Source organism: Planctomycetota bacterium (assembly GCA_035574235.1).
Taxonomy (GTDB): domain Bacteria; phylum Planctomycetota; class MHYJ01; order MHYJ01; family JACPRB01; genus DATLZA01.
On the sequence record DATLZA010000102.1, the window covers coordinates 17,820 to 41,606 of the forward strand.

Annotated in this window: 24 protein-coding genes; 19 read left to right on the plus strand and 5 right to left on the minus strand. The window is 69.2% G+C overall.

Translation table 11 applies throughout. The features are described 5' to 3' along the window. The first annotated feature begins 42 nt into the window (after positions 1–42). The 6 genes from secA to VNO22_08825 are packed head-to-tail and all read left to right on the plus strand — an operon-like array spanning position 43 to position 9,309. Positions 43–2,937 carry a preprotein translocase subunit SecA gene (secA, locus tag VNO22_08800; GenBank protein HXG61459.1) on the plus strand — a complete coding sequence of 965 codons (2,895 nt, stop codon included), beginning with the start codon at positions 43–45 and terminating at the stop codon, positions 2,935–2,937. 16 nt (positions 2,938–2,953) lie between these two features. Continuing rightward, complete coding sequence (locus VNO22_08805) at positions 2,954–4,243, plus strand: glycosyltransferase N-terminal domain-containing protein (protein ID HXG61460.1); 1,290 nt, start codon at positions 2,954–2,956, stop codon at positions 4,241–4,243. Continuing rightward, the gene (gene metK, locus VNO22_08810; protein HXG61461.1) at positions 4,227–5,429 is read left to right on the plus strand and encodes a methionine adenosyltransferase; all 1,203 of its coding nucleotides are present in this window, start codon (positions 4,227–4,229) and stop codon (positions 5,427–5,429) included. Before VNO22_08805 ends, metK begins: the two co-directional genes overlap by 17 nt. A gap of 12 nt (positions 5,430–5,441) precedes the next feature. Then, positions 5,442–6,737 (plus strand): adenosylhomocysteinase, encoded by a 1,296-nt coding sequence (ahcY, locus tag VNO22_08815; protein HXG61462.1) that lies wholly within the window; start codon positions 5,442–5,444, stop codon positions 6,735–6,737. Positions 6,738–6,761: 24 nt separating this feature from the next. Continuing rightward, positions 6,762–7,847, plus strand: coding sequence for a glycosyltransferase (locus VNO22_08820; protein ID HXG61463.1), 1,086 nt, complete (start codon positions 6,762–6,764; stop codon positions 7,845–7,847). Positions 7,848–7,887: 40 nt separating this feature from the next. Continuing rightward, positions 7,888–9,309, plus strand: coding sequence for a sugar transferase (locus tag VNO22_08825; GenBank protein ID HXG61464.1), 1,422 nt, complete (start codon positions 7,888–7,890; stop codon positions 9,307–9,309). On the opposite strand, the gene VNO22_08830 is transcribed toward VNO22_08825, so the two are convergent. Both VNO22_08830 and VNO22_08835 read right to left on the minus strand, forming a co-directional pair. Continuing rightward, a complete protein-coding gene (locus VNO22_08830; GenBank protein ID HXG61465.1) occupies positions 9,254–10,870 on the minus strand; it encodes an RDD family protein in 1,617 nt (538 codons plus the stop codon). The genes VNO22_08825 and VNO22_08830 overlap by 56 nt on opposite strands. Positions 10,871–10,876: 6 nt before the next feature. After that, a complete protein-coding gene (locus VNO22_08835) occupies positions 10,877–11,080 on the minus strand; it encodes a dodecin family protein (protein HXG61466.1) in 204 nt (67 codons plus the stop codon). 105 nt (positions 11,081–11,185) lie between these two features. On the opposite strand from VNO22_08835, the gene hisS reads away from it, so the two are divergent. Both hisS and VNO22_08845 read left to right on the plus strand, forming a co-directional pair. Then, positions 11,186–12,448, plus strand: a complete 1,263-nt coding sequence (hisS, locus tag VNO22_08840) for a histidine--tRNA ligase (GenBank protein ID HXG61467.1) — start codon at positions 11,186–11,188, stop codon at positions 12,446–12,448. Beyond that, the gene (locus VNO22_08845) at positions 12,445–13,026 is read left to right on the plus strand and encodes a hypothetical protein (protein HXG61468.1); all 582 of its coding nucleotides are present in this window, start codon (positions 12,445–12,447) and stop codon (positions 13,024–13,026) included. The genes hisS and VNO22_08845 overlap by 4 nt, the downstream gene beginning before the upstream one ends. Positions 13,027–13,029: 3 nt before the next feature. On the opposite strand, the gene VNO22_08850 is transcribed toward VNO22_08845, so the two are convergent. Next, on the minus strand, positions 13,030–13,797 hold the full coding sequence (locus tag VNO22_08850; GenBank protein HXG61469.1) for a metallophosphoesterase family protein: 768 nt from the start codon (positions 13,795–13,797) through the stop codon (positions 13,030–13,032). Between the two features lie 55 nt (positions 13,798–13,852). Next, the gene (locus tag VNO22_08855; protein ID HXG61470.1) at positions 13,853–14,380 is read right to left on the minus strand and encodes a hypothetical protein; all 528 of its coding nucleotides are present in this window, start codon (positions 14,378–14,380) and stop codon (positions 13,853–13,855) included. A 226-nt stretch (positions 14,381–14,606) separates the two neighbouring features. Between VNO22_08855 and VNO22_08860 the strand changes: the two genes are divergently transcribed. From VNO22_08860 to VNO22_08885, 6 genes are read left to right on the plus strand one after another with little or no spacing between them, the layout of a single operon-like run. Further along, the gene (locus tag VNO22_08860) at positions 14,607–15,209 is read left to right on the plus strand and encodes a prepilin-type N-terminal cleavage/methylation domain-containing protein (protein HXG61471.1); all 603 of its coding nucleotides are present in this window, start codon (positions 14,607–14,609) and stop codon (positions 15,207–15,209) included. Positions 15,210–15,249: 40 nt separating this feature from the next. Continuing rightward, positions 15,250–15,783 carry a type II secretion system protein GspG gene (locus tag VNO22_08865; GenBank protein HXG61472.1) on the plus strand — a complete coding sequence of 178 codons (534 nt, stop codon included), beginning with the start codon at positions 15,250–15,252 and terminating at the stop codon, positions 15,781–15,783. Next, on the plus strand, positions 15,783–16,373 hold the full coding sequence (locus VNO22_08870; protein HXG61473.1) for a prepilin-type N-terminal cleavage/methylation domain-containing protein: 591 nt from the start codon (positions 15,783–15,785) through the stop codon (positions 16,371–16,373). The genes VNO22_08865 and VNO22_08870 overlap by 1 nt, the downstream gene beginning before the upstream one ends. 3 nt (positions 16,374–16,376) lie before the next feature. Then, on the plus strand, positions 16,377–17,096 hold the full coding sequence (locus VNO22_08875; protein HXG61474.1) for a hypothetical protein: 720 nt from the start codon (positions 16,377–16,379) through the stop codon (positions 17,094–17,096). A gap of 10 nt (positions 17,097–17,106) precedes the next feature. Beyond that, positions 17,107–17,997 (plus strand): prepilin-type N-terminal cleavage/methylation domain-containing protein, encoded by an 891-nt coding sequence (locus tag VNO22_08880; GenBank protein HXG61475.1) that lies wholly within the window; start codon positions 17,107–17,109, stop codon positions 17,995–17,997. Between the two features lie 31 nt (positions 17,998–18,028). Continuing rightward, positions 18,029–18,742 (plus strand): UDP-2,3-diacylglucosamine diphosphatase, encoded by a 714-nt coding sequence (locus VNO22_08885; protein ID HXG61476.1) that lies wholly within the window; start codon positions 18,029–18,031, stop codon positions 18,740–18,742. 191 nt (positions 18,743–18,933) lie between these two features. Here VNO22_08885 and VNO22_08890 read toward each other — a convergent pair whose 3' ends face one another. After that, a complete protein-coding gene (locus VNO22_08890; protein ID HXG61477.1) occupies positions 18,934–19,557 on the minus strand; it encodes a hypothetical protein in 624 nt (207 codons plus the stop codon). Between the two features lie 323 nt (positions 19,558–19,880). Here VNO22_08890 and mraZ point away from each other — a divergent pair, with 323 nt between their 5' ends. The 5 genes from mraZ (at position 19,881) to VNO22_08915 (ending at position 23,746) form a co-directional block, all read left to right on the plus strand. Continuing rightward, a complete protein-coding gene (gene mraZ / locus VNO22_08895; GenBank protein HXG61478.1) occupies positions 19,881–20,345 on the plus strand; it encodes a division/cell wall cluster transcriptional repressor MraZ in 465 nt (154 codons plus the stop codon). Between the two features lie 40 nt (positions 20,346–20,385). After that, positions 20,386–20,643 carry a hypothetical protein gene (locus tag VNO22_08900; protein ID HXG61479.1) on the plus strand — a complete coding sequence of 86 codons (258 nt, stop codon included), beginning with the start codon at positions 20,386–20,388 and terminating at the stop codon, positions 20,641–20,643. A gap of 120 nt (positions 20,644–20,763) precedes the next feature. Continuing rightward, positions 20,764–21,630 carry a 16S rRNA (cytosine(1402)-N(4))-methyltransferase RsmH gene (gene rsmH, locus VNO22_08905; GenBank protein ID HXG61480.1) on the plus strand — a complete coding sequence of 289 codons (867 nt, stop codon included), beginning with the start codon at positions 20,764–20,766 and terminating at the stop codon, positions 21,628–21,630. A gap of 110 nt (positions 21,631–21,740) precedes the next feature. Then, positions 21,741–22,010, plus strand: a complete 270-nt coding sequence (locus VNO22_08910; GenBank protein HXG61481.1) for a hypothetical protein — start codon at positions 21,741–21,743, stop codon at positions 22,008–22,010. Further along, the gene (locus VNO22_08915; protein ID HXG61482.1) at positions 22,007–23,746 is read left to right on the plus strand and encodes a penicillin-binding protein 2; all 1,740 of its coding nucleotides are present in this window, start codon (positions 22,007–22,009) and stop codon (positions 23,744–23,746) included. Before VNO22_08910 ends, VNO22_08915 begins: the two co-directional genes overlap by 4 nt. Positions 23,747–23,787 lie beyond the last annotated feature (41 nt).

Consider the following 23,787-nt stretch of genomic DNA (forward strand, 5'->3'; position numbering starts at 1 on the left):
CTCCGTCCGTTCCGCCTTTTTTCGAAGGTCCCTGCCATGGAAATGGAAGCCGTCGTCGAGTGGGTCGGGAAGCTCCTGGGGCGCTTCTTCGGCACGCAGAACGAGCGGGCGCTCCGGCGCTACTGGAAGCTCGTGCGCGAGAAGATCAACCCCCTCGAGCCCCGGATGGCCGAGCTTCCGGACGAAGCCTTTCCCAAAATGACCCGCGCGTTCCGGGAGCGCCTGGGCCGCGGCGAGTCCCTGGACGATCTTTTGCCGGAAGCCTTCGCCGCCGTGCGCGAAGCCGCCCGCCGGGCCGTCCGCATGCGCCACTTCGACGTGCAGCTCATCGGCGGCGCGGTCCTCCACGAAGGCAAAATCGCCGAAATGGCCACGGGCGAAGGCAAGACCCTCGTGGCCACCCTGGCCGCCTACCTCAACGCCCTGGCGGGGAAGGGCGTCCACGTCGTCACCGTCAACGACTACCTGGCCCGGCGCGACACCCAGTGGATGGGCCCGGTGTACGACCTCCTGGGCGTCACCGTCGGCTGCATCCAGCACGACGAGTCCTTTCTCTACGATCGCGCGTACAACCCCGACCCCCAGGATCGCCTCCACAACCTGCGCCCCTGCCCCCGCCGCGAGGCCTACGCGGCCGACATCACCTACGGCACCAACAACGAGTTCGGCTTCGACTACCTGCGCGACAACATGAAGTTCCGCAAGGAGGACCAGGTCCAGCGCGGCCACGCGTACGCCATCGTGGACGAGGTGGACTCGATCCTCATCGACGAGGCCCGCACCCCCCTCATCATCAGCGGTCCCACCGACGAGGCCACCGACAAGTACTACACGGCGGATCGCGTCGCCCGCCGGCTCACCCGCGGCGAGGAGATCGTGCTCGAAGACCGCTCCAAGAAGCACACCGGCGATTTCATCGTGAAGGAAAAGGAGCACATCGTCTTCCTGACCGACCAGGGCGTCGAAAAGGCGGAGAAGCTCGTCGGAGTCCCCAGCTTCTACACCGGCGAAAACATGGAGTGGCCCCACTTCATCGAGACCGCCCTCAAGGCCCACTACCTCTACCAGCGGGACCGCGACTACGTCGTCAAGGACGGCGAGGTCATCATCGTGGACGAGTTCACCGGGCGCATGATGCCCGGGCGGCGCTGGAGCGACGGCCTGCACCAGGCCGTCGAGGCCAAGGAAGGGCTCCCCATCCAGCAGGAATCGCAGACCTACGCCACGATCACCCTTCAGCATTACTTCAAGCTTTACGCGAAACTCGCCGGCATGACCGGCACGGCCGCCACGGAGGCGATGGAGTTCGAGAAGATCTACGGCCTGGAGGTGGTCGTCATTCCCACGAACAAGCCGCTCCGGCGCGTCAATCTCCCGGACGTGGTCTACGGCACCGAGGAGGAGAAGTTCGACGCCATCGAGGAGGAGATCGTCCGCCTGCACGCCACGGGCCGTCCGATCCTCGTGGGGACGACCTCGATCGAGAAGTCCGAGAAGCTCTCGGAGCGGCTCAAGATGCGGGGGATCCCGCACGAGGTCCTCAACGCCAAGCATCACGAGAAGGAGGCGTACATCGTCGCGCGCGCCGGGCAGCGCGGCGCGGTCACCATCGCCACCAACATGGCCGGCCGCGGGACGGACATCCTCCTGGGACCGGGGGTCGCCGAGATCGGGGGCCTGCACATCCTGGGCACCGAGCGCCACGAGGCCCGCCGGGTGGACAACCAGCTCCGCGGCCGCGCGGGCCGCCAGGGGGACCCCGGCTCCTCGCAGTTCTTCCTCTCGCTCGAGGACGATCTCTTCCGGAAATTCGCCCCGCCCTGGATGAAGGGGATGCTTCAGAAGATGGGCCTGCGGGACGGCGAGCGGATCGAGTCGCCGCTGGTCACCCGGGCCATCGGACGCGCGCAGAAGAACGTGGAGAACCACAACTTCGACATCCGCAAGAATCTCGTTGAATACGACCAGGTGCGCAACGAGCAGCGCCGCGTCATCTACTCCCTCCGCCAGCGGATCCTCGAGGGCGAGGACATGCGCTCCACGGTTCTCGAGATGGCCGGCCGGCGGATCGCGGATGCCGTGGGGCGGTTCTTCCCGCGCGGCGGGGAGCCCGACCCCGCGGGGCTGTCCGACTGGTTCCGATCCAAGTTCGGGGCCGATCCGGACCTTGAAGGCGCCGAGCGCCAGGGGCCCGAGGAGCTGGCGGCCCGCCTGACGGAGCAGGCGGACCGGATCTACCGCGAGCGGGAGACCGCCGTGGGCCGGACCGAACTCCGCCGCGCGCTGTCGGCGCTGGCCCGCCGGACGATGCCCGAGCACGGCGACGTGGCGCGCAACTTCGCCGAGTTCGCCCGCCAGGTCCGCCAGGACTTCGGAGTGGAGGTGCCGGAAGGGCTCCTGCGCCTTCCGCCGCCCGCGATGGTGGACGCCGTCGCCGAGACCGTGGAACGCGAGAAGCCCGAGGACGTCGCCCGGGCGGGCGCCCACACGCTGCGCGCCATCGAGAGGTTCGTGCTTCTCTCCAAGATCGACGAGAAGTGGAAGGACCTCCTCTATCACATGGACCAGCTTCGGGACGTCATCGGCATGCGCGGCTTCGCGCAGCAGGACCCGAAGCTCGAGTACAAGCGCGACGCCACGATGTTCTTCCAGTCCATGATGGAAGGCATCGAAGAGGACGTCACCAGCCTCGTCTTCCGCATGACCCAGGTGGGCGCGGACGAGGCGCGCCTGGCGCGCCGGTGGAAGGCGGCGGAGTTCCGCAAGGACGAGATCGGCCAGTTCGCCCTGGCGCCGGGCGGGCCCAACGGGGACGGAGCCGCCCGCGGGGAGGAGGAGAAGCCCCGGCCGGTCCGCGCCCAGAAGAAGCCCGGCCGCAACGAGCCCTGCTGGTGCCAGTCGGGCAAGAAGTACAAGAAGTGTCACTGGCCGAATTAGGCGGATCCGGTCCCCCATGGGGTTTCTGCTGGACGCGGGGTACGTGGCGGCGGGCGTGGCGGCCGCCCCCTGGGTGGCCTTCAAGCTGGCCACGGACGCCCGCTGGCGCCACCGCCCGACCGAGCGCCTGGGGTTCGTCCCCCGCGCCCCGAAAGGAGAGCCGGTTCTCTGGGTCCATGCCGCCTCCGTGGGGGAAGTCAATCTCGTGCGACCTCTGGTGCGCCGCCTGCGGGAGCGGCACCCGCGCCTGCGCCTGCACGTGACGACGCTCACGCGCGCCGGTCGGGAGAACGCCGAAAGCGCTTTCCCCGGGGCCAGCGTCTCGTACTTCCCGCTCGACCTCTCCGGGGCCGCTCGCCGGGCGCTGCGGCGCGTGGCCCCCCGCGCCGTCGTCCTCGTGGAGCTGGAGGTCTGGCCGAACTTCGTCTCCGAGTGCGCCCGCGCGGGCGTGCCCGTGGGCATCGTCAACGGCCGGATCACCGAGCGTTCCTTCCGCCGGTACCGCCGGTTCCGCGCTCTCTTCGGGCCGGCCTTCCGGAAACTCGCCGCCGCGGGCGCCCGGGACGCCGAAGCCGCCGAGCGCCTGCGCGCCCTGGGAGTGGCGTCCGTGCGCGTCACCGGCAACCTCAAGTACGACGCGGCGCTGGACTTCGATCCGGAGCAGGTCGAACCGGAGTGGCGCGCCCTTCTGGGTCTGGGGGATGCTCCGGTGCTCGTGGCCGGCAGCACCCACGACCCCGAAGAGCGGATCCTGGTCGAGACGTACCGGCGTCTCCAGGCCACCTATCCCAGGCTCCGCCTCGTCCTGGCCCCGCGCCACCTCGAGCGCGTTCCGGAGGTCCAGAAAACGGTTGAAGCGGCCGGATTCCGATGTTATAAGAGGTCCCAATTGTCCCCCGGCGTCCCGGCGGACGGCGTTCTCCTTCTCGACACCGTGGGCGAACTGGCCCGCGTCTATTCCGTGGCGACGGCGGTTTTCATCGGCGGGACCTTCTGCGCCCGGGGCGGCCAGAACATGCTGGAGCCCGCGGCGCTCGGGAAACCCGTCGTCAGCGGGCCGAGCCTGTCGAACTTCGAGGAGGTGGCCCGCGCGCTCGTCGAGGCCGGCGGGATGAGGGTCCTCGACAACCCGATCGAGCTGGCGCTGGCGATCGGGGAGCTGGTGCGGGATCCGGAGCGGGCCCGCCAGGCGGGCGCCCGCGCCCGCGCGGCGGTCGCCGCCGGACGCGGGGCTCTCGAGGCCACGGTGGACCTCGTCGAGACGGAACTCTTGAAAGGACGGGCGGACGATGGGCAGGGACGGTAAGTGGTTCTTCACGTCCGAGGCGGTCTGCATGGGCCACCCGGACAAAATGTGCGACCAGATCTCCGACGCGATCCTCGACGCGATCCTCAAGGACGATCCGGAGGCGCGCGTGGCGTGCGAAACGCTCGTCAAGACCGGCTTCGTCCTCGTGGCCGGCGAAATTACCACGAAGACCTACGTGGAAGTGCCGGAGGTCGTCCGCCAGACGATCAAGGAAATCGGCTACGACTCCAGCGAGATCGGCTTCGATTACCACACCTGCGGGATTCTCACGTCCATCTCCCAGCAGTCCGCCGACATCGACGAGGCCGTCAGCGCCGACAGCGAGCGCGGCAAGGAGCTGGGCGCGGGCGACCAGGGGATCATGTTCGGCTACGCCACCAACGAGACCGAAACCTACATGCCGCTGCCGATCGATCTGGCCCGCCGCATCTGCCTGAGGGCCGCGGAGGTGCGCCAGAGCGGCGAGCTTCCCTGGCTGCGGCCGGACGGCAAGGCGCAGGTGACGATCGAATACGAGGGCGCCCGGCCCGTCCGCGTCCACACCGTCGTCTGCTCGCTCCAGCACTCCCCGAACGTCACCCTCAAGCAGATCCGCGCCGAGGTCATCGAACGGATCGTCCGCCCGATCCTGCCGCCGGGACTCGTGGACAAGAACGTGATCTACCATATCAACCCCTCGGGACGGTTCGTCATCGGCGGCCCGCAGGGGGACTGCGGCATGACCGGCCGCAAGATCATCGCCGACACCTACGGGGGCATGGGGCACCATGGAGGCGGCGCCTTCAGCGGAAAGGATCCCACCAAGGTGGACCGCAGCGCCAGCTATGCCGCCCGGCACGCCGCCAAGAACGTCGTGGCCGCGGGCCTGGCCGACCGTTGCGAGATCCAGCTCGCCTATGCCATCGGCGTGGCCCATCCCCTGGCCGTGTTCGTGGACACGTTCGGGACCGGAAAGATTTCCTCCGAGAAACTCGAGAAGATCGTCCAGGAGCTTTTCGACTTCCGCCCGGCGCGGATCATCGACTACTACAATCTGCGACGGCCGATCTACAAGAACACGGCCCGCTACGGGCACGTGGGCGTGGACCGGCCCGAGTGCACCTGGGAGAAGCTCGAAAAGGTGGAGGCCCTCCGGCGCGCCGCCGGGTTCCGGGCCGATTCCAAGAAGACCGCCCGCAAATAGAGGACCCCCTCCATGGGAGCCAAACTCGCCGTGCCGCGCCGCAAGACCGCCGCCGCCGACGTCAAGGATCCGTCCCTGGCCCCCCGCGGCCGCGGCCGGATCGAATGGGCCGACGGGCAGATGCCCGTCCTGCGCGAAATCCGCGCCCGCTTCGAACGCGAAAAGCCCCTTCGCGGCCACCGCATCGCCGCCTGCCTGCACGTCACGACCGAGACGGCCAACCTGATGCGGACGTTCACGGCCGGCGGAGCCGAAGTCGCTCTCTGCGCCTCGAACCCCCTTTCGACGCAGGACGACACCGCGGCCAGCCTCGTGCGCGACTTCGGGGTGCCCACGTTCGCGATCCGCGGCGAGGATTCCCGCACCTACTACCGCCACATCGAGCAGGCGCTCGACCTCAAGCCCACGATCACGCTCGACGACGGGGCCGATCTCGTCAGCACGATCCACCAGAAGCGCACCGAGCTCATTCCCGGCCTGATCGCCTCGATGGAGGAAACCACGACCGGCGTGCTCCGCCTGCGCGCCATGGCCCGGGACGGGGCGCTCCGGATCCCCGTCGTCTCGGTCAACGACGCCCAGACGAAGTTCATGTTCGACAACCGGTACGGGACCGGGCAGTCCACGCTCGACGGGATTCTTCGGGCCACGAACATTCTCCTGGCCGGGCGGACGTTCGTCGTGGCGGGCTACGGCTGGTGCGGCCGGGGCGTCGCCTCGCGCGCCCGGGGCCTGGGCGCGAAGGTCGTGGTCACGGAGGTCGAACCCATCCGCGCGCTCGAAGCCACGATGGACGGTTTCGTCGTCCTGCCCATGGCGGAGGCCGCCCGGGCCGGCGACGTCTTCTGCACGCTCACCGGGAACAAGGGGGTGCTGCGCCGCGAGCACTTCCAGGCCATGAAGGACGGGGCCGTCGTCTGCAACTCCGGACACTTCAACGTGGAAATCGACCTGGACGACCTGCGGGCGCTCGCGCGGCAGGTCCGGCGGGGCGTTCGCGAGAACGTGGACCAGTACGTGCTCAAGGACGGCCGCTCGATCTATGTCCTCGGGGAAGGGCGCCTCGTGAACCTGGCCTGCGCCGAGGGCCATCCGGCCGCCGTCATGGACATGAGCTTCGCGACCCAGGCGCTCATGGCCGAGTGGTGCGTGAAAAACCGCGACCGGCTCAAGGTGGCGGTGCTCGACGTGCCCCGCGAGGTCGAGCAGACGGTGGCGCGGTTGAAGCTCCGCACGATGGGCGTCTCGATCGACGAGATGACCCCCGAGCAGCGGCGGTACGTGGCGGAGTGGCGCGAGGGGACGTAGGGGGGCGCCCGGGCCGCGCCGCCCATGCCGGACTCCTACCGCATCGCCTTCGTCAAGGACTTCCTCCCCGTCATGCGGGGCGCGGAGAAGGTCCTGGAAGCCTGGTGCGAGGTCTGGCCGGAGGCCGAGATCTACGCCCTCTTTCACACCCGCGGCGCCCTCTCGCCCACCATCGAGTCCAGGCCCATCCACACGAGCTTTCTGCAGCACTTTCCGGCGATTCACCGGCGCTATCCGTACTACCTGCCCTTCATGCCGTCGGCGGTGGAGTCCTTCGACCTGCGGGGGTACGACGTCGTGCTCTCCATGAGCCAGTGCGTCGCCAAGGGCGCGATCACCGACGCGCTGCACGTGTGCTACTGCCTTACCCCCATGCGGTACGTCTGGGACAAGGTGGACGACTACTTCGGCACGGGCCTCAAGCGACGCTTCGCCGCTCCGCTCATCCGATGGCTCCGGGAGTGGGATCTTCGCAGCGTGCCGCGCGTTCACCGGTGGCTGGCTATTTCGACCGAGGTGCGCGACCGCATCCGCCGCCGGTACGGTCGCGAATCCGAGATCGTCTTTCCGCCGGCCGACGACCGCTTCTACACCCCGGCCGACGTCCCGCGCGAGGACTGGTATCTCTATGTGGGGGCGCTCGTTCCCTACAAACGGCCGGATCAGGCGATCGAGGCCTGCCGCGCTCTCGGCCGGCGCCTCAAGGTCATCGGAACGGGAACTCACGAGCGCCGGATCCGCGCCCTCGGACACGCCGAATTCCTGGGCTGGCAGCCCGACGAGGTCGTCCGGGATCACTACCGCCGCTGCCGGGCGCTGCTTTTCCCGGGCGAGGAGGATTTCGGGATCGTTCCCGTCGAGGCGCAGCTCTGCGGCGCGCCCGTCATCGCCTACGCGAAGGGCGGGGCGCTCGACACCGTGAGCCCGGAATCGGGCGTCCTGTACCGGGACTCGCTCGTCGAGGCCATTCGCGCCTTCGAGGCCCGCGCGTTCGATCCGGCCGCCTGCCGCGCGCGGGCCCTGGCGTTTTCCCGCGACCGTCATAAGCGCGAGATCCGCGCCGCCGTGGAGCGCGCCCTTGAAACGCACCGCCGCGGGACTCTAGGATAAACCGAAAGCCGCCCGGACCGGACCCGGAGGCCGCACAAGGATGATCGCCCGTCAACGCACGCTCAAGGCCCTCGCCCTGACGGGGGCCGATCTCGCCCTCACGGCGACGGCCTTCCTGGCGGCGATGTGGCTGCGCTCGCGCCTGCACCGGACGTTTCCGGAACCCTTCTCCTGGACGGCCCACCTGGGGCTTCTTCCGATCGTCCTGGCCGTGTGGGCTCCGCTCCTGTGGCGCTGGGGGCTCCACCGCGCGCAGCGCACCGATCGGCCCGGCCTGGAGCTGTGGAAGGTGTTCCAGACCGTGGCCGCGGGCGGCGCGGTCGTCACCCTCGTGGCCCTCGTCATTCTCCGGCGGTTCGAGCTGTCCCGCGCGTTTCTGGGGCTTTTCCTCTCCCTGGACTTCGTGCTTCTGGCGCTGTTCCGCCTGGCCGCCGTCTCCGTGGCCCATCACCAGCGCAAGCGCGGCTACGACCGGATCTACGTGCTGGTGGTGGGCGCCGGAAAGGCCGCGCGGAGACATCTCGAGCGCCTGGGCGCGCATCCCGAGTGGGGCGTCGAAGTCCGCGGGGTCCTCTCCGAAGGACCGCGCCTGGCCGTCGAGGCCGTCGGAGGCGCGCCCGTGCGGGGGACGCTGGCCGACCTCGCGGAGATCCTCCGCCGGGAGGTCGTGGACGAAGTGCATTTCGCCGTCTCGCGCCGCACTCTGGAGCGCCTGGACGAGGCGATCCGCGTCTGCGACGACATGGGCGTCACGGTTCGCATCGTCCTGGGGCTTCTGGATCGGCTCCATTCGCGGCCCGCGCTGGAGTCCCTCGAAGGAACCCCCCTTCTGACGCTTTCGTCGGCGCCCCGGGACGCCGGGGCCCTCCTCGTGAAGCGCGTCTTCGACGTCGTCGTCAGCGCCGTGGCGCTCGTGGCGTCCTCGCCGATCCTGCTGGCGGCCGCGCTGGCGATCAAGATCACCTCCCCGGACGGCCCGATCATCTTCCGGCAGAAGCGTTCCGGCATGAACGGGCGTGTTTTCACCCTCTACAAGTTCCGCACCATGGTTCCCAACGCCGAGGCCCTGAAGGCCTCCCTCGAGGCGAAAAACGAAATGGACGGGCCGGTCTTCAAGATCCGCAACGACCCGCGCGTCACGCGCGTGGGCCGGATCCTGCGGAAGCTCTCGATCGACGAGCTGCCCCAGCTCTGGAATGTGCTGCGGGGGGACATGTCGATCGTGGGGCCGCGGCCGCCCATCCCGTCGGAAGTCGAGCGCTACGAGCGGTGGCAGCGCCGGCGGCTGTCCATGCGCCCGGGAATCACCTGCATCTGGCAGGTCAGCGGCCGCAACAACGTGGACTTCAAGCGCTGGATGGAGATGGACCTGGAGTACATCGACAACTGGTCGCTCGCCCTGGACTTCAAGATCCTGCTGAAGACGATTCCCGCCGTGCTGAGTTCGCGCGGGGCGAGCTGACCGGCTCTTCCCTCAGGTCCTGGACCACGAGCGTGCGGGCCCAGAGATCGCCCGGCCGCTGGCGCCGCCGCGTGGCCATGAGAAACGACGTTCCCAGAAACACCCCGAGGGGGTACTCCGCGTCGAAAGGCCGCGGGAGGTTCCGCACGAGCGCCCGCCCGAAGCCCGCGCGGCCGCCGTCCTCCCGGACCACCTTGAGCCCGATGATCTTCTTGCCGATCGTCCAGCCGAACGCTCCTTCGAGGAGCGCGTGGTAGGCGACCCGGATTCCGAACCATACGCCCGCCAGCGCCAGCGTCTTCGGATCCGAAAGTTCCAGCGCCGCCGTTTCCGGCACGGCGTTGAGCGCCTCGGCCACCACCCACACGATCGGGTAGAGCGCCATCTGATCGAGCACATGAGCCATCGCGCGCTGGAGGATCTCGCCGGGCACGGGACCCTCCCGCGCCGCGGGCCGCAGGCGTTCCAGGATGAAGCGGCTGCGTTCCCGCAGGAGCGTGAACCCGAGGAAGATCAGCGAAAAGGAGAAAAAGAGCATCGTGATCGGCCAGAAGGCCGCCGCCATCCGGAGCCCGAGGGGCTCGGCTCCCAGCGGGCGCAGCCGCGCCCCGGGCGGCGGCCGCAGCGTCGGGCGAGGAACGGAGGCCGCCTGCGCCGTCGTCGGCCGGGCGAGCACGAGAAGCACCTCTTCGGGACCGGTCGCGGCGGCCAGGCCCGTCACGCGCTTGCCGAGAAGAAGAACCGAGTCGGTGAAGGCGATCCGTTCGGGCGGAGCCGGGCGGTCGCACCCCGGACAGCAGGCCACCCGCAGGGCGACCTCCCGGAACGTCCGGTCTTCCCGGTGGTACGAGAACAGGAGCACCCGATCGCCGTCCAGCACCGCGTCCCAGTGTTCCGCGTCGCCCACGACGAACTCCGAGCGGGGAACGAAGGACGCGCCGTCGAAAAGAAGCGTCTTGACGACCGACGATCCCCGTTCCCGGTAAGCCACCAGCGGCCCCCGGTCGCCGTCCACGGAGGCCGTCAGACGCTCCACCGGGCCGGATTCGGCCACGCGGATTTCGTCGGAAAAGCGTCCCAGGTGCCGGCGGCGGGCCACCACCGAGCGTTCCCACGCGCCGAAGATCCAGGCCTGCCCCCGCGCGGGATCCCGCACGGCGTCCAGGACCGGCCAGGTCTGGCCCAGGTCCGCGCCCCGCACGGTGTCTCCTCCGCGCAGGACCGAATAGCGCGTGCCGAAGAAGACGGTGACCTCGTCCCCTTCGGCCAGGACCCCCGTGGCCTCCCCGAGGAGGGCGAGCGTGCGCCGCAGCCGGAGGGACGGATCCAGAAGCATCAGCCGCGCCGCCGGACCGTCTCCCTCGGCGGGCCGCACGCGGTGGATGACCCCCCAGCCCTCCTCGAGGGCCGAGGCGCGCGGGGCGTCGTACGTCTCCAGGACGAAGCTCAGCTGGATCTGCGCCGCCAGAAGCGCCAGGCTCAAGCCGCCGAAGATGTACGCCAGTCGCCGCTTGCGGAGGTAAAACTCGGAAACGGCCGGGACGGGGGGCGCCGCGCCCACGGCGCGTCACGCCTCCGGAAGGAAGGTGACCCGGAGCGAAACGCGGTACTCGCGGATCTTGCCGTCGACCACCTTGGCCTTGATGGCTTCGACCTCGAGCCCGGTGATGCGGCGCAGGGTCCGGGAGGCGCGCCGGAGGCCCTCCTCGATGGCGGCCTCCACGCTGCGGGGCGAGGAGGCCGTGATCTCGGTGACGCGGGAGACGGCCATACGGTAACGGCGACTCTAATGAGCCCGGCGGCCGGGGTCAAGAAACATCGCCGCCGGATCTTTGTGGTGAAAATCCGCGGGGCGTGCGATAAAATCCCCGGCGCCATGACCCCGTTCCGCGCTCCCGAGGGAACCCGCGACATCCTCCCCGACGAGGCCCGCCGCTGGCGGCGCCTCGAGGAGGCCGCGCGCGCCGCCTTCGACCGCTTCGGCTACGAGGAAGTGCGGCCTCCGGTCTTCGAGTACGCCGCGCTCTTCCAGAAGTCCAGCGGCGAAACCACCGACATCGTCGAGAAGGAGATGTTCGTCTTCGGCGACCCGGAGGATCCCGCGGGGGCGTACGCGCTGCGGCCGGAGCTCACCCCCGGCGCGGTGCGGGCCGTGCTTCAGGAGAATCTCTTCGCCCGCCGCGGACTCTGGAAGCTCTGGTACTTCGGCCCCGCCTTCCGGCGCGAGCGCCCCCAGAAAGGCCGCTACCGGCAGTTCACCCAGCTGGGCGTCGAAGTGCTCGGGACCTCCGATCCCCTGGCGGACGTGGAGACGATGATCCTTTTCGCCGAGATCCTCCGGGAGGCGGGCGTCGCCGCCTGGGAGCTGCGGATCAACTCCATCGGCTGCGCCGAGTGCCGTCCCGCGTATCGCGAGGTCCTCCGCCGGGCCATCGCCCCCGACCTTTCGCGGTACTGCGAGAATTGCCGGCGGCGCTTCGAGCGCAACGTCTTCCGGATCCTCGACTGCAAGACGCCCTCCTGCATGGAGCGGTCCTCGCGGCTGCCGGCCGCGATCGATTACACCTGCGAGCGGTGCCGCGCCCATCAGCGCGCCGTCGAGGCCGCCCTCCGCGACGCCGCGGTCCCCTTCCGCGCCGATCCGCGCATCGTTCGCGGGCTCGACTACTACACCCGGACCGTTTACGAGTTCAGCTCCTCGGCGCTCGGGGCGCAGAACGCGCTGGCCGGCGGCGGGCGCTACGACACGCTCGTGCGCGACATGGGGGGACCCGACGTGGGGGCCGTGGGGTTCGCCGCCGGCGCGGAGCGCGTGCTCCTGGCCATGGGTTCGGAGGCGGCGGCGCGGGTTCCCGACTTCTTCGGCGCGGCCGTCCAGGCGGACCAGCGGCCGGCTCTCTTCCGGCTCATGACGGAACTCCGGCGCGCGGGCTTTTCGGGCGATATGGATTACGAGGGGCGCAGCCTCAAGGCCCAGATGCGGGAGGCTCATCGTTCCGGGGCGCGCTTCGCCCTGATTCTCGGGCCCGAGGAGGCCGCCCAGGGCCGCGTGAAGATCAAGGACATGAAGGACGGCTCGGAGCGGACCGTGGGGTTCGAAGAGGCGCGGGCCGTCCTGAAAGGAGGGAAGGGGACATGAGGAGAGCCGCATGGGCCGCCGCCCTCGCCGCCGCGGCGGGGGCGGCCGCCTGCGAGCCGTTCGATCCGGTCGAGGCGTCCCACGAGAGCGTTCGGCAGGAGGCCCTCCAGGCGTTCGACGAGTGGCGCCGCGCCGCCGCCGAAGGCCGCGCGGAGGAAACCTTCATGCGGATTTCCGACGGCCTGAAGTCCCAGTGGGTTTTCGCGCGGCTTCGGGAGGGCGACCCTCTCATTCGCGCCTGGCGCGGCGCGCTCGTCGGAGCGGCCCGCACGGATCTGGATCTCTGGTGGGAGCATTGCCGGAAGTATCCCCAGGAGCGCGTCGAGATTCTTCCGCAGACGGTGTTGCGGGAGCCTTCCCTGGCCAGGCTCTGGAAGGACTACTTCGCGCAGCAGGCCGCCGAGGTGAAGTTCCAGATGTCCCGGCTGGAGGTGGTGGACGCCTACGTCGATCCCACGGGGGTGTCGATCCTGGTCCGCAACGCCTTCGGGCGGCAGGAAATGTACGAGCTGGTGCCCGAGGCCGGGATCTGGCGGATCAACCATCACCGGGTGGGGCCCGGCGTGACGGCGCGATAGGTCCTACCGGCCGACTTCCAGGCGCTCCCCGAACCGCCGCGGGATGTGCTTGATGGCGAAAATCTTGTCCATCGTCTTGCGGTAGTCGTACTCCACGCGCCGGAATTCGACCACCTGAGTCTCGGGATCCCAGACGACGTAGCAGGCCCGCGTGTCGCGGTCCCGGGGCTGGCCCACGGAGCCGATGTTGACGTAGTAGCGGCGGTTGTCGGCGAGTTTCACCTTGTTGGCGAACGAGCGCGGCGGGTAAAACTTCATGTCCTCCGTGAAGACGCCGGGTTCGTGGGTGTGGCCGCAGAAGCAGACATGCCGGATCATCGAGAAGATCTCTTCCATCTTCTCCCGGTCCTGCACGTCGTGCGGGCGCACGTATTCCTTGGTGCGGTTGCGCGGCGAGGCGTGAAGGTAGGTGACCCCGTCCTCTTCCTTGATGTCGGGGAGGTCTCCCAGGTAGTTCCACATCCGGTGGTTCTCTTCCCGCGCCGCGGCGGCGTCGTTGAGCTGATTGCGCGTCCAGTCGATGGCCTGCGCGGCCTCGGGGTTGAAGTCCAGGGCCAGAAAAAGCAGCGCGTCCTCATGGTTTCCGCGCAGGGACCACGCCCAGTTGAAGGCGTGCTTGATCATCTCCCGCGGGTTCGGGCCGTAGCCGATGAGGTCCCCGAGGCAGTAGATCGTCTCGATCTTCTGGGCGTTGATGTCCTTGAGGACGGCTTCGAGCGCCTCGATGTTGGAATGCAGATCAGAGATCAGCGCGACCTTGTTTTTGCTCATGCGCCCATAAAGTCTAACACGGACGGTGCATAAATCAAGCGGACCTCCCCGCGGGTCAGGGAGCGCCGAGGCCCGCGGGGGGCACCTGACGAAGGCCGAGGATCAGTTCCACTTCGCCCTTCTCGAGGCCCGTGGCGCTGCAGATTTCGAGGAGGTCCTTGCCCGCGTCCCGAAGGGTGTATACCTGTTCGTGAAGCGGATTGGGCGCCCGGGCGGCGGAAGGGACCGCTTCGGTCCTGGCCGGCGCGGACGGGGACGTTCGTCCCAGGAGGGACTCGATCTCCTTCTGCTTGCGATCGCACTCGGCCAGGAGCTGCGAGAGAAGCCGGATCTTCGCGTCCAGTCGGGCGATGTGTTCTCGGGAGAGATCCTGAATCTCCACGACCAGACGTTCGAGCTCCGCCCGGGCGAGCTCGCCGGCATCGGCGAAGGATCCGGGCCGGCCGCCCCGGGCGACTCCGCGCGGCCGGAAGCGAAGGAGTGCCACTCCGGCGAAGACCGCCGCGGCCAGGGCCACAAGCCAAATCGTCGGGGAGCCGCCCCCGCTCTCGGCCGCATCCGGAATCGACGTCCAGAAAGGCATGCCAAAGGGATTATAGTAGGGAAGGACGGTCGGCGGCCACGGATTCTCCGGATGTTTCGCGGGCGTAACGGTGTCACCGTGGGGTAACATGGGGAGGGGGAGGTCTCCGAAGGGGAAGGGGGTGGTACGCGTTTTGCTCATTCGGGGAAGGGCGGCGGAAATGGCTTTTGCGGGGAGGGGTTCTTATAATCGGAGTTTATCGGGCGGCGCGATGAAGGGGGATCTTATGGGCTTGAAGCGCTCCGGGTTCACGCTGGTTGAGCTTCTCATCGTCATCGTCATCATCGGGATCATCGCGGGGCTCGTCCTGCCGGCGATCTTCAAGGCCATGTGCGCGGCCCGCGCGGGGAGCGCGGAAACTCTGATCAGCCAGCTCAGCCAGGCGATCAAGGCCTACGAGTTCGATAACGCCGTCTATCCTCCCGGCCGCGGCACGGGGAGCAAGGAGCTGGCCTACCATCTTCAGAAGAAGGGCGCCAAAGGCTCGGGCTATTTCGAGCTCAAGGGGCACCTCAACGAGGCGGGAGACATCATCAACCCCGTCTGGCCGGACGGAGAGCCGCCGAGCAATGTGCTGCACTACCGGAACAACGTGATGACTCCCGCGCAGGCGGCTCCTCCGACGCCCCAAGGGCCGGGAGCCAAGAAGGCCCCCGCCAAGCCCTCGCCTCAGCCGGCCGCGAAGCCCACCGCTCCGGGCGCACCTCCCGCGCCGCCGCCGGGGCAGCCCCCCATCTACCACAAGAATTCGTTCGACCTCTGGTGCGCCGGCTGCGACTTCTCGCCCGACAAGCCGGCCACGGTCTGGAGCATCAATAACTGGGAATAGATCCGTTCGCCGAGGGAAAGGACACGGAGGAGGAAGCCGGATGGCCCGGTCGTCGCGGGGATTCACCCTCGTCGAGATGCTCGTGGTGATTGCGATCATCGTTATCCTGGTCGCCTTTCTCGCCGTGTGGATCGTGGGCACCGCCGAGCGGGGCATGTACGTCAAGGCCCATGCGATCGTCAAGATGCTCGACCAGGGGTGCCGGACCTATAAGAAGGACTTCGGCGTCTATCCGCCCAACGACAAGGGGGATTCGCGGTGCCTGCACTTCTACCTGGGGCGGGAGCGGTGGATCGAAACCCACAAACCCGACCAGGGGCCGGCCATTCGCGTCAAGCGTCCCCCCATCCTGGAATTCCCCGCGGACATGCTGGCCCAGGAGACGGGCGTGCCCGATCCGAACAAGCCGTCCCCCGTTGTCGACCCGTGGAGGAACCCGATCCGGTACCTCAATCCCGGGCGGTACAATAAAACGTTCGTGGACCTCTGGTCCGCGGGAAAAAACGGCACGGACGAGCTTAATCCCGAATCCCCGGATTTCGACGACGTGACCAACTGGTCGAAGGACTTCTGATGAGAAACGCCATGCGGCGGCGCGGGGGCTTCACGCTGTTCGAGATGCTCGTCGTCATCATCATCATCACGATCCTGGCGGGATCGTCGGTGATGCTGATGAACGTCTTTTTCCGCGGCCAGGGCATCCGTCAGGGGGCGGCGATCGTCAGCCAGGTCGTCGCCCAGGCCAAGCAGCAGGCCGCCCGGACCCATGGGGTGGTCTTTCTCGTCTTCTCGCCGCCCGGCGAGGACGCGTGGCTGGAGATCCATACGGACGCCAACGACGACGGCATCTACCAGGGAGATCAGAAACTGGGCACGCAAGATCCGGATCCGGTGGACGGCCCCCGCGTGGACCTGCCGAAAGCCGTCGTCTTCGAATACGCGCCCGTGTGGATCGGATTCGCTCCTTCCGGCTACATGACCTTCAGCGCCGGGTTTGCGGAGATCCAGGCGTCCATGTTCGACGCCGTCATGGCCGGATCCAATCCGCGTGCGGTCGGGGACGTCGTGCTTCGCCAGCAGAATCGGCGGATGTACATGTGCCTGGACCTGGACCGGGCCAGCGGAAGGGTCCGGCGCTCCCACTTCCTCAACCAGGAGGAATAGCCCATGATCGCCCGCCGCTCCCGACGTCGCGACGGCCTGACGCTCATCGAGATCCTGCTGGCCCTCATCGTGATGGTGCTCGGCTTCTGCGGGATCCTGGCGCTTTTCCCTCCGGCGCTCCAATCCTCGCGCGAATCGATGGAGGCCACCAACGCGGCCATCCTCGGGGAATCGATCGCGCACGCCCTGACGACGTCCCTGCAATTCGCGACATTCAACGCGTCCAGCCAGCAGTACGAGGCGATCCTGACGCACGACCTCAAGTCCGGCGCCGTCAGCAACCGGTACCGGTTCGCCCTTCCCAAACTGGCGCCCCCCGGCGACCCCATGGGGGGGTGGCGACACTACCCGAGCAAGGTGAACCCCCCGTCCCCCGACCTCGGCGCGCCGATGACGGCAAGCTGGGCCCCCGAGGAGGACGACCGCCTCTTCACCCTCGACGGCGACCCGTGGCTCAAGGAAACCGTCCGCCGCGTGCACGAGATCAACGACGCGACCGATCCCTACAGCCAGTTCGCCTTTTCGTTCCAGGCGCGCAAGTCGGACCATCTGGCCTATCTGCGCGTCCGCGTCAATCCGGACACGGGCCGCCCGTACACCAACGAGGAAATCGACAAGCAGAGCATGCTGTACGAGTTCCGCATCCACATCTTCCGCGTGACGCCCGCGGGGGACGCCCGCAAGCTGATCGCCACGATCGCCCATAAGATCGCCCTCAAATAGGAGGCCGCCCATGCGCCCGAAGGCCGCCCCAGGCTTCACCCTGATCGAGCTTCTCATCTCCGTGGCGCTCATGGTGCTGGTGCTCGCGTCGGTGACCCTGGTTTTCTCGGGGACGACCGAGACCGTGGCCGTCCAGGGGGCGCGCATGACCGTGTACACGAACGCGCGTTACGCCATGGACGTGCTCGAGAACGATCTTCTCGGGTGCCTTCCCTTCAACCCGCCGTCGGTGGGGCCGGCCCAGGCCGCCGGACCCGGCCAGCCGCTGCAGCTTATGTCCCTCCCGCACGTTCACCAGGCGTTCTGGATGGAAAACGGCGTCCTCCGCGAGCCGGGTCAGCCTCCCGCGTACAACGTGAGCGGCGGCCACACCCACGCGGCCGGCGACCGCCTCTCCTTCCGTTCCACGACCGCCGTGGGGGACACGCTGCAGACCTGCCAGGTGACGTACGAACTCATCCCGGGGAACATGACCCTGAACGAGCAGGGGCTCGCCGTCCCGGGGGACCCCAACCGCCTCAAGACCGCCCGCACGGGCCGGGGCCTCTACACGCTCGTGCGCCGCGTGCGGGTGGCCAAGCCCGAAAGCCCCAACACCTTCAGCGAATTCGCCGTGATCAAGGACCGCGTCTCCGGGCGCGCCGTCAAGGTCCTCGACCAGGACCTCTGCCAGTACGTCGTGAGCTTCAATCTCGAGTACTACGCGAGCAACCAGCTCTTCTCGCAGCTCGATCCCACGCCCTTCCCGAGCAGCGATCCGCTGGGCGACGGCAAGGGGGTCAACGACACGACCACGCCTTTCCGCGTCCCTTCGATCCGGGCCACGCTCGTGATCGTCGAAGACGTGGGCGAGCGCCAGGAGCGCACGATTCAGCGCGTCTTCCGGATTCCACAGGGGTAGACCCTTCCGCGCGGCGCGGTATACTGCCCGCATGGCGCGCACGCTCTTCGTGAGCGATGTTCACCTGCGTCCGGGAGACCCCGGCGCCAACGCTTCCTTTCTCCGGTTCCTGGCGCAGGAATGCGAGGCGCTGTACATCGTCGGGGACCTCTTCGACTATTGGATCGGGCCCAAGCATCTCGAATTTCCGGACTACCGCCCCGAGCTCGAGGCGCTGCGCCGCGCGGCGGGCCGGACGCGGGTGTGCCTCGTGCCGGGCAATCGGGATTTTCTGGTGGACGCGCGTTTCGAGCGGGCGACCGGGATCGAGGTCCTCGGGGAGGAGGTCCGCCTGGACCTGGGAGGCCGGCGCGTGGCTCTGGCGCATGGAGATGCGCTCTACAACACCAATCCCAAGTATTCCGCGTACCGCGCGCTCATGCGCTCGCGCCCGGTGGGGGACCTCTGGCGGGCGGTGCCGGGGATCGTGGCCCGAAGGCTGGCGCGCGGGTACCGGCGCGTTTCGCCCCTGACGACGCCGGCCAAGGCCTGGGGCCCCGAAGGCCTGCTCGAGCGCGCCCGGCCCGTCTTCCGCGGCGGCGCGGATGTGCTCATCTGCGGGCACATCCATCAGCCGCGCCATCTGACCGCGGAGGTGGACGGCCGGCGGCGCGAGCTTTTTGTCCTGGGCGACTGGTGCGGGGGCACGCAGGACTACGTGGAGCACGACGGCGGCGAATTCCGGATGCGCCGCTGGGAGCGCTGACGCTCAGGGCCGCTCGAATTCCAGGCCGCAGCGCCGGCACAGGTGCCGCGGCGGCCGCCCGCGCTCGGCCGGGGGACGCGCCGTGACGAAGCCCTGGAATCGGCACATGGGACAGCGTCCGGAGTCCGGCGCGGCCGGAGGCTCTGAAGGCCAGGGAAGAATGGTCCGGGCGGGGCGCACGCCGCGGCGCCTCACCGCAGGAGCTCCGAAAGGATTTCGCGCACGCCGCCGGGATCCACCTGGACGGCCACGCGGCGCAGGCGTCGCGCGGGATCGGTTTCGACGGTCCGGACGTCTCCGGCCAGGAGGCGGCCGGCGACGCGCGCGCGGACGTGTCGGGGGGCTCCCTCGAAGTGCCGGTGAAACTCGTCGGATTCTCCCGCCAGGACGAGCGTCTCGGGCGAAAGCTCCGCGAGCCGGCAGGCGATCGTGAGGCCCTCGCCCGCCTCGAGCTCCACGGGGAGCTTCCGCACGCGCTCCTGGCGGAGGCGCTCGAGCCGCCGGAACGTGTCGGCGAGCTTGAGCGGAGAAAGCGGCGCGGGCAGGACCGCCGCCACCTGGCCCGCCGCGGGGACGGCCACGGGCACGCCGGCCAGGACCACGGGCACGCCGGGCATCTCCTGTTCGAGAAAGCGCGCCAGGGTCTCGGGCGCTCCGGCGGGTCCGAAGACGACCGCGTCAAAGAGCGCGGTGCGGAGTTTGAGCGCCGCGTCGTCGGCGTCGGCGGCCAGCGACACGCGGTGGCCGAGCGAGCGAAGCAGCGCGCGCACGAGATGCGCCACGGAGGCGGGCGCGTCGTAGACGAGAACGTTCATGCGACCTCCCGGGAAGGGACGCGGCGTCCGCAGACTATATCGGCGCGGAGGGCGGCGGGCTTGAGCGCCGGCCGCATGAGTGTTAAGAATGCACAATCCATGGGGGCGTCCCGCCGGGAGCCCACAATCGGCGGGGGCCCCTGCGGGCCGCCCTGTCGCCGGCGTGCGGGACGCCGGAGGGGGCCTGCGTTTTCGCTTGACTGGCCCTTCGGGCGGGATAAACTAATTCGTGACGGCTGACGCGCTCAGCCGTTTTTCTCTCCGCCCCGGTGGGGAAAAGTGGGGGGAAAGTAGGGAGGAGTGGAAGGTAATCCCTGGGTCCTATGTTCGCCGGCGAATTCCGACACGCGATCGACGAGAAGAATCGCCTCGTCATTCCGGCGAAATTCAGGGCCTTTCTGAACGATCCCGAGGATCGCAAGGGGTTTTTCGTGATGGCCAGCCCGGTGCCGGGGGAGCACTGCCTGCGGCTCTACACGATGAGCGGGTGGAAGAAGGTGGTCGACAATCTCCGCAAGCAGGCCGACCGGGCCAAGGATCCGGCCAAGTTTCTGAGGTTCTTCGCCTCGCGGGGGGAGTTTTCCACGCTGGACGGGCAGAGCCGGCTGGTGATTCCGCAGAAGCTGCTCGACTACGCGGGGCTTCAGAGGGACGTGATCCTGGTGGGCAACTACGACTGGATCGAAGTCTGGAACGTCGAGGAATATCAGGCGGCGACGGAAAGTCTGGACGAGGAGATCGCCGACCGCAGCCGGGCGCTGTGGCCGGGTCCGGGCGGTCCGGCCTGACGCCGGTCCGCGCGCCGCGGGCAGGAGAGAGGGGGAAGGCATGGAGGCAGAGGAAGGGAAGGACTCGTTCGAGATCGTCCGCGACTTCCTTCTGAGCCTGGGCGAGCGCAAGCCCGGGAGGGACGAGGTGCAGGCGATCGCGCCGGCGCTGCGGGACATTTACGAGCGCCTGATGAGGGTGCGGGCCGTGGCGCCGTCGGTGGACCTGAGCGACCGGCTGTGGGAGCTCATGGAGATGGTGGGGCTCAAGGCGCGGCCGGCGCGACGGACGGCGTTCTTTCGGGCCGCGAGCCTGTAGGCCGCGGACGCGGGGCGGCCCGGCGAGGCGAGGGAAAGTGGGTGAGGGCAGGAGGGATGTATCGGAGAGAGGGAGGAGGAGCCCTTCGCGCATGGATCCTTGCCTCGCCGGGTCGCCGCCGTGCACGAACCTGTTCTTTCGGATGAGGTGATCGGGCTCCTGCGGATCCGCCCGGGCGGACTGTACGTGGACGCCACGCTCGGTCTGGGCGGACACGCGGAGCGGATCGTGGCGCTCGGGGGGCGCGTCCTCGGCATCGAGTGGGATGACGAGGCCGCGGCGCGCGCGGCGGAGCGGCTGGGGCCGGCCGCCGAAGTCGTTCGCGACTCGTTCGCGAACCTCCCGTCGATCCTTGAAAGTCGGAACGTGAGCGTCGTCGACGGCATCCTGGCCGATCTGGGCGTGTCGTCGTTGCAGTTGGACACCGCTTCGAGGGGGTTCAGCTTCCTCCGGGAAGGTCCTCTGGACATGCGCATGTCGCCGCGGATCCGGAGGACGGCGGCGGACCTGCTCCGGGAGCTTGGAGAGAGGGACCTGGAGCGGATCCTGCGGGAGTACGGCGAGGAGCCGCGCGCCCGCCGAATCGCGGCCGCCCTGGTGCAGGAGAGGGGGAAACCGGGGAGCGACATCCTGGCATCGACCCGGGCGCTGGGGGAGTTCGTGGCGCGCCTGACCCGCCGGCGCGGACGAATTCATCCGGCGACCCGGGTCTTCCAGGCCCTCCGGATCGCCGTCAACGACGAGCTGGAAAACCTCAAGAAGTTCCTGGCGGTTTTCGATAAGTATCTGGGAGCCGGGGCGCGGTGCTGCGTGATCGCGTTCCACTCCCTGGAGGACCGCCTGGTGAAGCGGGCCTTCCGCGAGAAGGAGAAGGAAGGGCTGCGGATCGTCACCCGCAAGCCCCTCCGGCCCTCGCGCGAGGAGGTCCGGCGCAACCCGCGCGCCCGGAGCGCGCGGCTGCGCGCGATCGAGCGGCCCGGAGCGTGAGGCCGCCGCAACGAGGCGTCTCCTTGCGGCAGCCTCAGGCTTCGGCCCTGGAGAGAAGGGTCTAGGGTCCGCGGACCGCCGGAGGGCGGGTCCGGGGACGAGGGGGAAACGTGAAGGTCGTCCGCGCGGCGCTGGCCGCCGTCATCGTGCTGAACCTGGCGCTCCTGGCCGCGTTCGCGCCCCTGCGCGCGACGCTTCTGCGCTACGAGACGGCCCGGCAACGGCGCGAACTGGCGTCCCTGGCCCTGGAGAACCGCGCCCTCCTGCACCAGGCGGCTCTGGCCCGCCGGCCCGACCGGCTCGCCGCCCGCGCCGCCGCCCTGGGCGTGGAGCTGCGCGCCGCGGACCTCGAGGCCGTCGTCAAAGGGAGGCGGCGATGAGCGCCTCCCCCGGCCCTGGAGAGAGGAGGCCCGCCCCGGTCGACGCCGGCGCCCGCCGCCGCGCCGGCGCCGTCGCCGTCCTGGCCGCGGCGCTTTTCCTTTTCCTCCTCGGACGCCTCTTTTCCATCCAGGTCGTCGGCCACGAAACCTATCGGGGAAAGCGCGAAGCCCAGACCCGCGGCACCGTCGTCGTGGAAACCCCCGCCGGAACCCTCCGCGACGCCCGCGGGCAGATCCTGGCCGTTTCCGTCCCCGTCGAGTCGGTGTGGGCCGATCCCTCCGCCCTGGACGACCGCCCCGCGGCCGCGCGACTCCTGGCGCAGGCGCTCGGAATGCGCCCCGAGACGGTCCTCGAACGCCTCTCGCGCGAAGAACGACGGTTCGTGTGGATCAAGCGCAAGATCGCGCCCCAGGAGGCCGACCGCGTCCGCAAGCTCCTCAAGGAGCCGCCGTTTGCGTCCAGGGACCGCCGCGCGGCGCCGGCCCTGGGGCTGGCCACCGAGTTCGCCCGCCGCTACCCGCAGGGACCCGTCCTCTCCCATATCCTGGGTTTCCGCAGCGAGGACGAGGAGTCCCACGAAGGTCTCGAACGCGCCCTGGCCCGCGTGCTCGAAGGCGGCCGGCGCGCCGCCTCCGTGGAGGTCGACGGCCTGCGGCGGCCTCTGGGCGGACCCTCCCTCGAAGCGCCCCCGGACGCCGTCCTCACGATCGACCTCCTCCTCCAGCGGATCGTCGAGGAGGAATTGGACGCGGCCTGCGCGGAACACCGTCCGGACTGGGCTTCAGTCGTGGCGATGGATCCCCGGACGGGCGCGATCCTCGCGCTGGCCAACCGGCCGGGGTTCGACCCCAACGATCCGGCCGCGGCGCCCGGCGCGGCGCGGCGCAACCGGGCCGTGGTGGATCCCTACGAGCCCGGTTCCACCCTCAAGCCGTTCCTGGCGGCGTACGCGCTCGACCTGGGCCTGGTGACGCCCGAGACGACGTTCGACTGCGAAAACGGCCTGTGGAAGCACGGGCCGCGCCTCCTGCATGATCATCATCCGTACGGAAGGCTCACCCTCGCCGAGGTCATCAAGTACTCCTCCAACATCGGCGCGGCCAAGCTCGGGGCGCTGACGTTGGGGCGCGCCCGCCTTCACGAGTGCATGGCCCGGTGGGGCTTCGGCTCCCGGACGGGCGTGGACCTTCCGGCCGAGGACCAGGGGCGTCTCTTCCCGCTTTCGCGCTGGAGCGTCTATTCGGACACCTCCGTCCCCATGGGACACGAGATCGCGGTGACTCCTCTTCAGCTCGTGACGGCCATGAGCGCCGTGGCCTCGGGAGGGACGCTGCACCGGCCGTTCGTCGTGCGCCGCGTCGTGGGGGCCGACGGCGCGGTCCTCCACGAGGGGCATCCCGTGGCGGCGCGGCGCGTGATCGGTTCCCGCGCGGCCGCTCAGATGGTGGAGATCCTGGCCGACACGGTCCGCGACGGCACCGGGAAAAAGGCCCAGGTGCCCGGCGTGACGGTCGCCGGAAAGACGGGAACCACCCAGAAGGTGGACCCGCAGACGAAGCGCTACACCCGCGAACGGTACATCAGCTCCTTCGTCGGATTCGCGCCGGCGGAGGAGCCGCGCATCTGCATCGCGGTCGTGATCGACGAGCCCAAGGGGGGTGCGTACTACGGCGGGGCGGTCGCCGCCCCCGTGGTGGGACGGATCCTCCAGCGGGGGCTCGTCCACGTGCCGTAACGCGGGGCGCGCGCGGGAGCGTTCCCGGGGCCGGGGCCCCG